This window comes from Mariniflexile sp. AS56 (genome assembly GCF_030552475.1).
Lineage (GTDB): Bacteria > Bacteroidota > Bacteroidia > Flavobacteriales > Flavobacteriaceae > Mariniflexile.
The window spans coordinates 101,249-115,552 of record NZ_JAUPED010000002.1; the positions used below are offsets into that span (position 1 = coordinate 101,249).

Below are 14,304 nucleotides of genomic sequence, written 5' to 3' on the forward strand. Positions count from 1 at the left end.
GACATATTGACCTAAATACATATATGAAAAAATCTAATTTTATATCTCTAGACAGTTTGTCATTACAGGATTTTGATGAGAATTCAGAATTAATCCCATTAATGACACCTGAAGATGAAGAAGAAATAAACAACGAAGATTTACCAGAAACACTGCCTATTTTGTCATTACGAAATACGGTTTTGTTTCCAGGTGTCGTAATTCCTATTACAGCCGGTCGCGATAAATCTATTCGTTTAATAAACGATGCCAATAAAGGTAGTAAAGTAATTGGTGTAGTGGCTCAAAAAGACGAATCTGTCGAGAATCCTACAGCAAAAGAAATTAACGAAATTGGTACCGTTGCTAAAATTTTACGTGTTTTAAAAATGCCCGATGGTAACGTAACAGTGATCATTCAAGGTAAAAAACGCTTTAAAGTGGCCGAAGTTCTTACTGAAGAACCATATATGAACGCTACGGTAAGAGACGTTCCAGAAGCAAGACCAGCAAGAAAAAACAAGGAGTTTGTTGCCATTATCGAGTCTATTAAAGAATTGGCGCTTAGCATCATTAAAGAAAGCCCGAATATACCTAGTGAAGCTTCTTTCGCTATTAAAAATATTGAAAGCGATTCGTTCTTAATCAATTTTGTATCGTCTAATATGAACCTAACAGTGGCTGAAAAACAAGCACTTTTAGAAATTGACGATCTTAAAAAACGTGCGCTTGCTACACTTAAGTTCATGAATATTGAGTTTCAAAAATTGGAACTAAAAAACGATATTCAATCTAAAGTGCAGATGGATATGAGTCAGCAACAACGTGAGTATTTCTTGCATCAACAAATGAAAACCATCCAAGAAGAGTTGGGTGGCGTGAACCATGAAGAGGAGATTGAAGAAATGCGAACACGTGCCGATGAAAAATTCTGGGACGAAAAAGTAGAAAAGCATTTTGAAAAAGAACTTGCCAAAATGCAACGTATGAATCCGCAGGTGGCAGAGTATTCTATTCAACGTAACTATTTAGAACTGTTTTTAGATTTACCTTGGAACGAGTTTAGCAAAGATAAATTCGATTTAAAACGTGCCTTAAAAATCCTAAATCGCGATCATTTTGGTTTAGAAGATGTAAAGCGTCGTATTATTGAATATCTAGCAGTTTTAAAATTGCGTAATGATATGAAATCACCTATTTTATGTTTGTACGGACCTCCAGGAGTTGGTAAAACATCTTTAGGAAAATCGATTGCTGAAGCATTAGGTAGAGAATATGTTCGTATTTCATTAGGTGGTTTACGTGATGAAGCAGAAATACGCGGACATAGAAAAACATATATTGGCGCTATGCCAGGACGTATCATTCAAAGTTTAAAAAAGGCAGGAACATCAAACCCTGTATTTGTTTTAGATGAAATTGATAAACTTTCAAATTCAAATCAAGGAGATCCTTCTTCTGCTATGTTGGAAGTATTAGATCCTGAACAAAACTCTGAGTTTTACGATAACTTCTTAGAAATGGGCTACGACCTTTCAAAGGTTATGTTTATTGCGACTTCAAATAGTTTATCAACGATTCAACCAGCATTGAGAGACCGTATGGAAATTATCAATGTTACGGGTTATACAATTGAAGAGAAAGTAGAAATTGCGAAACGTCATTTACTTCCAAAGCAATTAAAAGAACACGGTTTAACCGATGCGCACCTTAAAATTGGGAAAGCACAATTAGAAAAAATTGTTGAAGGTTATACCCGCGAATCGGGTGTACGTGGTTTAGAAAAACAAATCGCAAAAATGGTACGGTTTGCTGCCAAAAATATTGCGATGGAAGAAGATTATAATATTAAAGTTAGCAATGAAGATGTTATTGAAGTATTAGGCGGCCCTAAATTAGAGCGCGATAAATACGAAAATAATAATGTAGCAGGCGTTGTTACAGGCTTAGCTTGGACCAGTGTTGGTGGTGATATTTTGTTTATTGAATCTATTTTATCTAAAGGAAAAGGTACTATGAGTATTACCGGTAATTTAGGTAAGGTTATGAAAGAGTCTGCTACCATTGCTATGGAATACATTAAATCGAATGCAGATGAATTTGGAATTAATTCAGAAATTTTCGATAAATACAACGTACATATTCACGTGCCAGAAGGTGCAACTCCAAAAGATGGCCCAAGTGCAGGTGTTACTATGTTAACATCGTTGGTGTCTTTATTCACACAGAAAAAAGTGAAGAAAAGTTTAGCGATGACGGGTGAAATTACACTTCGTGGAAAAGTACTTCCTGTAGGTGGTATTAAAGAAAAAATTCTTGCTGCAAAACGCGCTAGAATTAAGGAGATATTGCTTTGTGAGGAAAACAGACGCGATATTGAGGAAATAAAACAAGATTATTTAAAAGGATTAACCTTTCATTATGTGACTGATATGAGCGATGTTATTAAGTTCGCACTCACAAATACTAAGGTTGATAACGCTAAAACATTATAAAAAGCTAGGATATAAATAAGTCTGTTTAAGCGTAGTCGAGAATTAATTTCGATAATATTGAGAAAGATATCTCGACTGCGCTTACTAAGACTTTGTAACTCTAAAATTGTATCTTTTTTCTTCATTTAAAATAAAAGATACATGCTACCGTTTAAAGATAGATTTACTTACTTTGTGTCGTAAATATGCTGAAAAAAATTATCTCGCTTTTTTGTTTACTTTTTAGTGTCTTGACCTATGCACAGGTAGGGGGTGAGTCTACTTACCAATTTCTGAATCTAGTATCTGCTCCTAGACAGGCCGCATTAGGAGGAAAAGCACTTACCATTGTAGATTATGATGTAACGCAAGGGCTTTATAATCCTGCAACTATAAATGCGGATATGGATAACCAACTCGCATTAAATTACACCAGTTATTTAGGAGGTATTAGTTATGGAACGGCTGCGTATGCTTATACAGTTGATAGACGCACGCAAACATTTCATGCAGGTATTACCTATATTAATTATGGTTCGTTTGATGGGTATGATGAGGAAGGTAATTCAACTGGAACTTTTTCAGGAAATGAAACGGCCTTGTCTTTTGGCTACGCCACGCAATTAGGGTATTCTGATTTTTATTTCGGAGCGAATGCCAAATTGATAACTTCCAAATTAGAGCAGTACAGTTCCTTAGGCGCCGCGGTAGATTTGGGTTTGTTATACATTAATGAGGCCTTAGATTTTCATGCAGCCCTAACCGTTCGTAATTTAGGGACACAAATAACAACCTATGCAGGTCTTAGAGAAAAACTTCCTTTTGAAGTCGATTTCGGGATGTCTCAAAGTTTGGAAAACGTACCCATTCGTTGGCATATAACCATAGAAAACTTACAAGAATGGCCCATTGCGAGACCAAACCCAGCAAGAACTTCTAATGATTTAAGCGGAAATCAAACCGATGAAAAAATTGGGTTTATTGGACAAGTGATGCGCCACAGTATTTTTGGGGCTGAAATTTTTCCGGAAGGCGGATTTAATATTCGTGTGGGGTATAACTTCCGAAGAGCAGAGGAATTACGAATAGTCGATCAACGAAATTTTTCAGGTTTATCTGCGGGTTTTTCAATTAAAATGAATAATATGCGTTTTAGTTATACCCACGCTAAATATACAAGTGCAGCTAATTCAAACTTTTTTGGGTTACAAATAGATTTACAATAAAAGAACTTAAAGTAATAGTATTAATTTTACACGGTTACACACCTTAGATTAAAAACATGACTAAAATTACCATAGCCATAGACGGATTTTCATCCACAGGAAAAAGTACGGTTGCGAAACAAATTGCAAAACATTTTGGTTATGTGTATGTAGATTCTGGAGCCATGTATAGGGCTGTTACCTATTTTGCCATGCAAGAGGGGTTTATAGATGCTAGTCATTTTAATGTGGACGGTTTAGTGGAGCAACTAGAGTCTGTAAATATTAGTTTTAAGTTTAATGAGGCGCTTGGTTTTGCTGAAGTATATTTAAATGCGACTAATATTGAAAATGAAATTCGCACTTTAGAAGTTTCAAATTTTGTTAGTAAAGTAGCAGCTATATCAGAAGTTCGTTTAAAACTTGTAGAACAACAACAAGCACTGGGCAATCAAGGCGGTGTTGTTATGGATGGTCGTGATATTGGAACTGTTGTGTTTCCTGACGCGGAACTTAAATTATTTATGACAGCTTCCGCTGAAACCAGAGCAGAAAGACGTTTCTCAGAATTAATTGAAAGAGGCGATGCCGTTACGTATGAAGCTGTTCTCAAAAACGTTCAAGAACGCGATTATATAGATTCTAATAGAGAAGATTCTCCTTTAATTAAAGCGAAAGACGCCATTCAAATTGATAATTCACATATGTCGTTACAGGAACAGTTTGATAAAATATTAACATTGGTAAACACTACTTTAGAAAAGTAGATCGATTTTTAATACCAATTATGGTTTAAAAAAAAACGAAGCTCTAAATTCAGAGCTTCGTTTTTTTTAAAATTATAAAACATGCTATCCTACAAATTAGGAATCACCAATTCTTGTCCTGGATGTATTAAATCGGGGTTCTTTAAAATATCTGTATTTGCTTTAAAAATAGCTTGGTATTTCGAGGCGTTATCATAATATTGTTTAGCGATTTTCCCGAGAGTTTCTCCACTTTTAACAGTATGCCTATGAAAAACACTTTCATCTGCCACCGTAATATTTGCTTTAATATCACTTGGGTTATCGCCACCTATTTCTTTTATTTTATCCCACATTAAGTTTTTCTCATATGGTGTATTTGCTGTTCCTTTAACTTTTAATACGCCACTTTCTTCTGTAACTTCTCCGTTTTTAATGCTTAATTTCTCACCTAAATCTAATACGGGTTGGTATTTTGCTTTCACTGCCATAATTATAAATATTTAATAGTTAATTCTGTCATTCAATATAAGAATTATATAGCTGTATTTTATTAATTTAAAGTTAACTTTTAGTGTTTTGTTGTTCTGTATAAAAAAGTAATAGGTAGTGTATTAATTGTTTACTCATTTTTAGGTAATTACCCTAATAATATGTATTTTTGCACTCCTTTTAGCAAATCGTTGGGAAGATAGAAGGGACTAAAAAACAAAAATTAATAACACTTCTGTGTGTTTATTGCTTAAATCTTCCAAAATATACAGAATACAAAACGTAATATAACCGCGTTTTTACAAAAAGTAAAAAGCTTAAATTATATTACTTAATTATCTTTTTAAATGGCTGAAAAAGCAAATCAAGCTGAAGTTGAAGCAACTAACGCTCCAACAGTAGAAGCTCCAGTAGTATCTGAAGCTAAAGCAAACCCTGAAAAATTCTTAGCAGACTTTAACTGGCACAATTACCAAGAAGGTATTGATGAAGTTGATGAAAAGCAATTACAAGAATTTGAAAAACTTGTAGCAGAAAATTTCGTTGATACACTTAACGATGAAGTTGTTGAAGGTACAGTAGTACACATTTCTGATAGAGATGCTATTATTGATATCAATGCAAAATCTGAAGGTGTTATCTCTTTAAACGAATTTCGTTACAACCCTAGCTTAGCAGTAGGTGACAAAGTAGAAGTATTAATTGATGTGCGTGAAGATGCAACAGGTCAATTAGTATTATCTCACAGAAAAGCTCGTGTTATCAAAGCATGGGATCGTGTTATTAAAGCTAACGAAACTGGTGAAATCGTTAATGGTTTTGTTAAATGTAGAACTAAAGGTGGTATGATTGTAGATGTATTCGGTATCGAAGCATTCTTACCAGGTTCTCAAATTGACGTTAAACCAATTAGAGATTACGATCAGTACGTAAATAAAACTATGGAATTCAAAGTTGTGAAAATCAACCACGAATTTAAAAACGTAGTAGTATCTCATAAAGCGCTTATTGAAGCTGATATTGAAGTACAGAAAAAAGAAATTATTGGTCAATTAGAAAAAGGTCAAGTATTAGAAGGTATTGTTAAAAATATTACTTCTTACGGTGTATTCATCGATCTTGGTGGTGTAGATGGTTTAATCCACATTACTGATTTATCTTGGTCTAGAATCAATCATCCAAACGAGATTGTTGAATTAGATCAAAAACTTAATGTAGTAATCCTTGATTTTGATGAAAACAAATCAAGAATCCAATTAGGTCTTAAACAATTATCTAAACACCCATGGGAAGCATTAGCTGATACTGTTGCTGTTGGAGATAAAGTTAAAGGTAAAGTTGTTGTTATTGCAGATTACGGCGCATTTATTGAAGTTGCTGATGGTGTTGAAGGATTAATTCACGTTTCTGAAATGTCTTGGTCTACACATTTACGTTCTGCTCAAGATTTCGTTAACGTTGGTGATGAAATTGATGCAGTTATCTTAACTTTAGATAGAGAAGATCGTAAAATGTCTTTAGGTATCAAACAATTATCATCTGATCCTTGGACTGACATTACAACTAAATACCCATTAGGTTCTAAACACACAGGTATCGTTCGTAACTTTACAAACTTTGGTGTTTTTGTTGAATTAGAAGAAGGTATTGATGGATTAATTTACATCTCTGATTTATCTTGGACTAAGAAAATCAAACACCCATCTGAGTTCTGTGCAGCTGGAGACAAATTAGAAGTTATCGTTTTAGAATTGGATGTTGAAGGACGTAAATTATCTTTAGGTCACAAACAAACAACTGTTAATCCTTGGGATGCTTACGAAACTGAGTACGCTTTAGAAACTGTTCACACAGGTGAAATCGCTGAAATCGTTGATAAAGGAGCTACTGTAGAATTTAACGAAGATATCGTAGCATTTGTTCCTACACGTCACCTTGAAAAAGAAGATGGTAAGAAATTAACAAAAGGCGAAAGTGCTGAATTCAAAATTATTGAATTTAACAAAGAGTTCAAACGTGTTGTAGCTTCTCATACTGCTATTTTTAAAGCAGAAGAAATTGCAAACGTAAAAGCTGCTGCTAAGAAAATAGAAGCACAAGCTGCTGAAGCAAAACCAACTTTAGGTGATGCTAACGAAGCTTTACAAGCTCTTAAAGACAAAATGGACGGTAAAAAATAATTTATCAACCTATTAAATTAGGAAACCATTTATAAAATTAAAGCCTTCAAGAAATTGAAGGCTTTTTTTATGGCTCTATTTTAAGATTACTAATTAGGTATACGTTTTAAGAATTTTGTAGTGAACAAAATTTTCATGGCCTATAAGCCTTAAAAAAAAGAGCTATTAAAGCAAGCTCAATTTATTTAGAATGCCTTTCTTTAAAGAAATTGAGTAGGGGTTTGTTAAAGTCTTGTTTGTATGTTGAATGTTTTAACAGGGTCTAATGGGATTGTTAGCAACATAGATACTCTACAATAACTAGGGAAATAAAGTCACTTAAAACGTCCTGAAGGAAGTATTTTAAAACAGGAATATCTGTTACTAGTTAGAAAAGAAGATAGTTCTAGATAAATCAAAAAAAAAGAGCTCCAAAATATTTTGGAGCTCTTTTTATATCTTATGTGGTGTAAAACCTTATTAACTGTTCAGCATAACAGGCATCACGAGCATCGTTACTTGCTCGCCATCGTCTAGACCATCAACAGGAGTTAAAATACCCGCTCTGTTAGGCATACTCATTTCTAATTGTACGTCTGTAGAGTTTAGGTTGTTTAACATCTCTGTTAAGAAACGTGAGTTGAAACCAATTTGCATATCGTCACCTTGGTAATCACAAGTTAAACGCTCTTCAGCTTTATTACTGTAATCAATATCTTCAGCAGAAATATTAAGTTCTGCTCCAGCAATTTTTAAACGAATTTGGTGGGTTGTTTTGTTAGAGAAAATACTAACACGACGCACAGAGTTTAAAAATTGTGTTCTGTCAATTACTAATTTATTTGGGTTTTCCTTAGGAATTACCGCTTCATAATTAGGGTATTTACCATCAATCAAACGACAAATTAATTCTGAATTTTCAAAAGTAAATTTCGCATTCGATTCGTTATATTCAATAGTCACTTCATTTTCACTTCCTGCTAAAATACCTTTCAATAAATTTAAAGGTTTTTTAGGCATAATAAATTCCGCCACTTGATTTGCTTTTACATCTTCACGTGTGTATTTTACCAATTTGTGAGCATCGGTTGCTACAAAGGTTAAACCTTCTGTAGAGAACTGAAAAAATACACCACTCATTACTGGGCGTAAATCATCATTACCAGCAGCAAAAATTGTTTTGCTAATTGCAGTAGCCAATACATCGCCAAGAACGACTGTTTTACTTGGGTCTTCTAGTGAAACTGCTTTAGGGAATTCCTTTCCATCCGCATAAGCTAAGGCGTATTTACCGTGATTAGAGCTAATTTCAACTGTATTGTTGTCTTCAACAACAAAAGTTAATGGTTGCTCTGGAAATGTTTTTAATGTATCTAGTAATAAACGCGCAGGAATAGCAACACTACCTTTGCTTTCACTTTCTACTTCTAAAGAAGAAGCCATGGTAGTTTCTAAATCACTTGCCGAAACCGTTAAAGTGGTATGATCTAATTCAAATAAGAAATTATCTAAAATAGGCAAGGTGTTCGAACTATTAATAACACCGCCTAAAACCTGCAATTGTTTTAGTAAATAGGTACTTGATACTATAAATTTCATGTGCTAATCTTGATTTTTTTAAGGTTAGATGGTTTATATATTCTGTTAATTCTCTTTTATAAATACGGTCTTAAAACAGAGGTTTTACATCTAAAAAGAACTTATTTTAAGTTTTAATTATACTACTTACAAATATATTCTATAGATACTAATATCGGAAACAAACTTATTAACATTTATGAATGCCTTGTAGGAATGGTTTCTGACAAATTTATTGTGTTAACGCGCGTATTTTTTTCTTCTGAAATAATTAAAGAGCAGCCCGAAAGCCCCTAACAGAGCGAGCGGAAGCAAAATATTAATAAATTGCCATTTGGTTTTTTCGTCTGCAATTTTATCCTGATCTAAAAATTCAAGCGTTATTTCTTTCGAACGAATGTTTATAAGTCCATTATCGTCTAGTAAGTAATTAACCGCATTCAGTAAAAATTCTTTGTTACCAAAGGTTTGTCCCGTCCATCTATCAAAGCCTAATTCTTGCGGAACGTTTCTAATGACATCGTTTTTTATAACATCGCCATCGGCAACAACAATCATTTTTGTCGGCACACTTTTATCGCGTGCCTTTTGAAGGTTGAAAGGTTTTAGTCTGTTAGCATATACCGATGTGAATTCACCTTCCAATAAAACGGCTAATGTCTGGTTGCCTTTATTAAAGGTTGTAGGGTCTGGATCTTGAGTGACAATATCTAAACTAATTTCTCTAGGCGTACCTTCCAGTTTTGTTAGTGGCGCGCTTTCAAGTAAAATGGTTTTCTTAATATTATTTTTAAGCGTATCTATTTGGTTTGCAAAATCGAATTTCACAAAATTTAAATTATTTACAATAGGGTGGGTGTCGCTGGTAGCTGCTAATGGCGAGTAAGGCCAACGTAAGTGTTGAAATTGCGATTCACTACCTTCGCCCATCGCCAATGTAATAGGAGCAGAGTACATGGTGCTTACCATAACAGGGTTTACACGTACGCCATATTTAAAAAAGAAATCGGTTAAATTTAATTCTCTAGTGGTGGCGAAATTTTTACCGGAATTGTTGTACAAACTATCCTTTTCCATGGCAACAGCATCAATAAGCCACAAGCTTTTTCCGCCATTCATAGTATACTGGTCCAATACTAGTTTTTCTTCTTCAGTAAAAGCTTCGGTTGGTTTTGCTGAAATGATTAAATCGAAACCTTCCAAGGCTTCAAGAGTTTGTTGCGGACTCGTTGCCACGCTATCTAAAGTAAACGGGGCAATGAAATAATACTCGCCAAGTTTTTTCAAAAAATTAGCAACGTATTTATCTGCCAACTGTTTATTACCTCGTAACACTGCAATTTTACGGTGTTTAGGGTTTGTTAACTTGCTAAAACCATCAGCGAAGGCATATTCTAAGTGTTGTACCGAGTTCGTTACTAAATCTTGCTGTGAAGCACCTATTTTACTTTTTACTAATGAAATCAGAACCGTTTCATCATTAAAACTCGCCAAAGCCCATGGAAAAATAATGGCTTGTGATGCTTTTCCGCTTTCTTGAACACTTAACTGCATTGGTGTTAACCCGCGTTCTGTTAATTGCTGAATATTACGTTCGCGCGTCGCATCATCTTCCAACGGATTTATAAAATTGAAAACAATGTTATTATTCTCTGATGAAAACTCTTCTAGTAATTGTTTGGTTTCATTTTGAAGACGTCTAAATTCCGAAGGGAAATCGTCTCCACTTAAAAACACATCAACAACAATAGGCGAGTCTACATTATTAATAATAGTAAGAGTGGCGTCACTTAAGGTATAGCGCTTATCCTCCGTTAAATCGAAACGTTTAAAGGCAAAACTACTTATGTAATTAATAGCGACTAAGGCCACTAAAAGAATTGCTATGTATTTAAGGTGCTTCTTCAAACTTTGTTTCTAATTGATATTGTTTAATACTTACCACTTTTTTGTCTTTAAATTCCAGCTCCAAACATTCTTGGGTTAGGTTAAATGCACCTGGTTTGTATCCTAAATTGTAATTCCATTTGTTGGGCGAATTGGCTTTTAAACTAGCATCCCAACCATACCATTCGCTGGCACCCAAAACAGCTTTTACTTCACTTTTTGTTTTGCCTATAAATAGTTGTTCGTTTGTTATTTCATTACTCATTTCATAGCGTAAAGACGGTTTTGCAACCCAAGCTTTGGCCTCAAAATGTTTTTCGTGGTGGTAGCTGCTAAAAATATTAATTAGCGGATAAAACACAAAAAAGTAGACAATAGGTGTTAAGACGATGCTTATTAAAAAGCTTAGCCATTTGCGTTTGTCTATCGTGTTGGTAAAAGCCCAAACTAAGATGAAAACGACTAGTAAAAAAATAACGAATAGAGGTGTTAAAATCATTGTTTTCCTTGGTTAATATTAAGTTTAGTTAGCATAATAAAAAATGCGGTGATGCTTAAAAAGTAGATGATGTCTCGGGTATCTAGAACACCACGACTGATGCTTTTGTAATGTACGCTCATGCCTAATTGTTCTATAAAATTACTGGAAGAAAAGTCGGCAACGCTATCAAATCCTATATAAAACATAAAACAAATAGCGACAGATGTTATAAAAGCCACAATCTGGTTGTCTGATAAAGTGGAAGCAAATACGCCTATAGCTGTATAAGCCGCAATTAAAAAAAGCAAACCAAAATAAGACCCCATGGTGCTTCCGAAATCAATATTTCCAACAGGGTTTCCTAGTTGGTAAACAGTGTAAACATAAAGAAGCGTTGGTATAAGAGCGATTAATATTAAGGTAAAAGCACCAAAATACTTGCCTAAAACAATGTTTAAATGTGAGATGGGTTTGGTGAGTAATAACTCTAAAGTGCCTTGTTTCTTTTCATCTGAAAAACTGCGCATGGTTACGGCAGGAATTAGGAAAATTAAAATCCAGGGTGCTAGTAGGAAAAACGAAGATAAATCGGCAAACCCATAGTCGAGTATGTTGTTTTCGCCTTTAAAAAGCCATAAAAACAGCCCGTTAAGTACTAAAAAGATACCAATTACTAAATAGCCAATGGGCGATGCAAAAAATGTGTTTATTTCTTTTTTAAGTATGGCAAACATCGTTTCGTTACTGTGTTTATGCGTTTCTGTATTAATTTCTTTAATCAAATGGCTTTGAATAAATGTATAAATACCTGTTTTGAATTTGATGGCAAATATATTTAATATTAGTTTATAATTTACTAATCTAAAGTTTCAACACGATCTACACTCCAAGCCTCTGGTTTTCTGTTAAAAAGCGGTTTGGTTTTTGCCCACACATTTTTAAATAAATTAGAGTGTCTGTAATGCTCTAAGTCGCTTTCAGATTTCCAATAACTATAGGTAAAAAAAATACTTGTGTCGGTTTTGTCTCTATATAATTCTAAAAACAGACAGCCTTCAAAGCCACGAATAGCACTTTTATTAGCATCAAAATTACTAAGAAAAGTAGCAATGTTAGCTTCATCAAATCCCATTTTTACAATTCTTATCAACATAAGTGTTTGTTTTGTTATTAATTAGGCTGGCTCTACACTGTTTGGAAGCATCGATTCTTTACTAAAATTCACAGTAATAGAATCCATTAAACTAAGTCCCATTAAAGAAGATGCGCTTCCTACCGTGGCACTATTGCTTTTGTAAACCGCAATTTCTAAAAACCCACCAGAATTAAAGACCACTAAACCACGACCTTCATCATGGCGTTTTTCCTCAGGAATATCAAAATTTACAATATCACTATAGCGGTTGTGTATTTTTTTAAATTTATTGTTTCTAGCCGATACCACAAAAGTTCTTCCTTTTTGAATATCTTCAAAAAAGGAACGTTTAATATTAGTAATAACATTTCCGTAATTGTCAACATAAATAACATTCCCTATAATTTGGGTTTTGTCGTCGTTCACAAAGGGTTTAATGTATTTGGTAGGCTTAATTTCCGGAATGGTTTTACCCACAACTTCTAGCGTACCGCCACGAGCAATATGGCAGGCTACTTTTACAAAAACATCTAATACCGGGAAACTGGTTTGTATTTTTTCGTGTATATTAATTTCAACAATTTTTTCGGGGGTAATTTCAGAGCAAATCATACCCATAATTCCGTTATTGGCACAAATAAAATAGTGGTCGTCTAGTTTTATGGCCATGTGTTTGTTTTCCTGATTAATTTCAGAATCGATACCTATAATATGTATGGTGCCTTTTGGAAAACTTTTATAGGCGTTATGAATAATATAACCAGCTTCTAAAATATTAAAAGGCGATACAGAATGCGAGATATCAACAATCCTAACATCGGGCAATTCACTGTAAATTGCGCCCTTTGTCGCACCAGCAAAGTGGTCTTTTTCTCCAAAATCAGTTGTTAATGTTATGATCGCCATTGGCAAATTGTTGATATGTTTTTAATGTTAGTACACTCAAATTTGTTTACATTTGAGTTTCAGCTGAGATGTAACAAAACTAATAAATCATTTCATCTGAATAAACAATATCAGCATTAATCTTAGAGAAATTATAAACAAATTCTACGCCTTTGAACGAAATAATAATTGAACTTGAAGAAATCTCTCCGAAAGACTTTTTTGGAGCACAAAACGCCCATATTGAACTTTTAAAAAAATATTTCCCTAAGCTAAAAATTGTAGCACGCGGAAATAAAATTAAAGCTCTAGGCGAAGACGAATTACTAGAAGAATTCGACCGACGCATGAAAATGCTTTTAGCCCACTTTGTAAAATACAATAAACTAGATGAAAACGTTATAGAACTTGTTTTAACAAGCCAAAGTAGCGACGATTATTCTACATCGGCCTATAGTGGCGACGTTTTGGTACACGGTGTTGGTGGCAAACTTATTAAAGCGCAAACAGCGAACCAACGTAAATTGGTAGAAAGCATGCGTAATAACGATATGGTTTTCGCTATTGGACCTGCAGGAACCGGTAAAACCTATACAGGTGTGGCACTAGCGGTGCAAGCACTAAAAAATAAAGAGGTAAAACGTATTATTTTAACCCGTCCAGCCGTGGAAGCAGGGGAGAACCTGGGGTTTTTACCAGGCGATTTAAAAGAAAAACTAGATCCCTACATGCAACCTTTGTACGATGCGTTGCGTGATATGATACCTGCCGAAAAACTAGCATTGTATATTGAAAACGGCACCATACAAATAGCGCCTTTGGCCTTTATGCGTGGGCGTACGCTCGATAATGCCTTTGTTATTTTAGATGAAGGTCAAAATACAACGCATAACCAAATGAAAATGTTTTTAACCCGTATGGGGAAAAACGCCAAATTTTTATTAACCGGCGATCCGGGGCAAATAGATTTACCACGTCGTACCATTTCTGGTTTAAAAGAAGCCTTACTTATATTAAAGAATGTAGAAGGTGTTGGCATGATATTTTTAGATGATAAAGATGTGATTCGTCACCGTTTAGTTAAAAAGGTAATTGAGGCTTATAAAAGCATCGAGCACGTCGATTAATTAAAAACAGACCCTATATATTAAGCCAGTTACCCATGTAGCTGGCTTTTTTATTTGTGTTTTTTGCGTTTCAGTCAGACTGTCAATAGGTTAGCTGTTTTGTTCTTTTAATTCTGTAAAACTTGATGAAAATCATGTAAATACTTTACTGCTGTT

Annotated in this window: 12 protein-coding genes; 5 read left to right on the forward strand and 7 right to left on the reverse strand. The window is 34.3% G+C overall.

What is annotated here, in order from left to right; translation table 11 throughout:
- Window positions 1-23: 23 nt before the first annotated feature.
- The 3 genes from lon to cmk all read left to right on the forward strand — a co-directional run bounded on the left by lon (window position 24) and on the right by cmk (window position 4,425).
- Window positions 24-2,474: an endopeptidase La gene (gene lon / locus Q5N74_RS03145; protein WP_304387252.1), complete on the forward strand. Its 2,451-nt coding sequence runs from the start codon at window positions 24-26 to the stop codon at window positions 2,472-2,474.
- Between the two features lie 185 nt (window positions 2,475-2,659).
- Complete coding sequence (porQ, locus tag Q5N74_RS03150) at window positions 2,660-3,679, forward strand: type IX secretion system protein PorQ (protein ID WP_304387253.1); 1,020 nt, start codon at window positions 2,660-2,662, stop codon at window positions 3,677-3,679.
- 56 nt (window positions 3,680-3,735) lie between these two features.
- Window positions 3,736-4,425, forward strand: coding sequence for a (d)CMP kinase (cmk, locus tag Q5N74_RS03155; RefSeq protein ID WP_304387254.1), 690 nt, complete (start codon window positions 3,736-3,738; stop codon window positions 4,423-4,425).
- Window positions 4,426-4,514: 89 nt separating this feature from the next.
- On the opposite strand, the gene Q5N74_RS03160 is transcribed toward cmk, so the two are convergent.
- Window positions 4,515-4,895, reverse strand: a complete 381-nt coding sequence (locus Q5N74_RS03160; protein WP_304387255.1) for a LysM peptidoglycan-binding domain-containing protein — start codon at window positions 4,893-4,895, stop codon at window positions 4,515-4,517.
- 348 nt (window positions 4,896-5,243) lie between these two features.
- Here Q5N74_RS03160 and rpsA point away from each other — a divergent pair, with 348 nt between their 5' ends.
- The gene (gene rpsA / locus Q5N74_RS03165; protein WP_304387256.1) at window positions 5,244-7,076 is read left to right on the forward strand and encodes a 30S ribosomal protein S1; all 1,833 of its coding nucleotides are present in this window, start codon (window positions 5,244-5,246) and stop codon (window positions 7,074-7,076) included.
- Between the two features lie 459 nt (window positions 7,077-7,535).
- On the opposite strand, the gene dnaN is transcribed toward rpsA, so the two are convergent.
- The 6 genes from dnaN to Q5N74_RS03195 form a co-directional block, all read right to left on the reverse strand.
- Window positions 7,536-8,654, reverse strand: a complete 1,119-nt coding sequence (gene dnaN, locus Q5N74_RS03170; protein WP_304387257.1) for a DNA polymerase III subunit beta — start codon at window positions 8,652-8,654, stop codon at window positions 7,536-7,538.
- Between the two features lie 219 nt (window positions 8,655-8,873).
- A complete protein-coding gene (gldG, locus tag Q5N74_RS03175; protein ID WP_304387258.1) occupies window positions 8,874-10,541 on the reverse strand; it encodes a gliding motility-associated ABC transporter substrate-binding protein GldG in 1,668 nt (555 codons plus the stop codon).
- Entirely contained in the window at window positions 10,525-11,019 is a 495-nt protein-coding gene (locus Q5N74_RS03180; protein ID WP_304387259.1) for a hypothetical protein, read from the reverse strand. The genes gldG and Q5N74_RS03180 overlap by 17 nt, the downstream gene beginning before the upstream one ends.
- Window positions 11,016-11,783 carry a gliding motility-associated ABC transporter permease subunit GldF gene (gene gldF, locus Q5N74_RS03185; RefSeq protein ID WP_369686016.1) on the reverse strand — a complete coding sequence of 256 codons (768 nt, stop codon included), beginning with the start codon at window positions 11,781-11,783 and terminating at the stop codon, window positions 11,016-11,018. Before gldF ends, Q5N74_RS03180 begins: the two co-directional genes overlap by 4 nt.
- Before the next feature lie 74 nt (window positions 11,784-11,857).
- Window positions 11,858-12,154, reverse strand: a complete 297-nt coding sequence (locus tag Q5N74_RS03190) for a putative quinol monooxygenase (protein WP_304387260.1) — start codon at window positions 12,152-12,154, stop codon at window positions 11,858-11,860.
- A 21-nt stretch (window positions 12,155-12,175) separates the two neighbouring features.
- A complete protein-coding gene (locus tag Q5N74_RS03195; protein WP_304387261.1) occupies window positions 12,176-13,042 on the reverse strand; it encodes an S-adenosyl-l-methionine hydroxide adenosyltransferase family protein in 867 nt (288 codons plus the stop codon).
- A gap of 152 nt (window positions 13,043-13,194) precedes the next feature.
- Between Q5N74_RS03195 and Q5N74_RS03200 the strand changes: the two genes are divergently transcribed.
- Window positions 13,195-14,148, forward strand: a complete 954-nt coding sequence (locus tag Q5N74_RS03200) for a PhoH family protein (RefSeq protein WP_304387262.1) — start codon at window positions 13,195-13,197, stop codon at window positions 14,146-14,148.
- Window positions 14,149-14,304 lie beyond the last annotated feature (156 nt).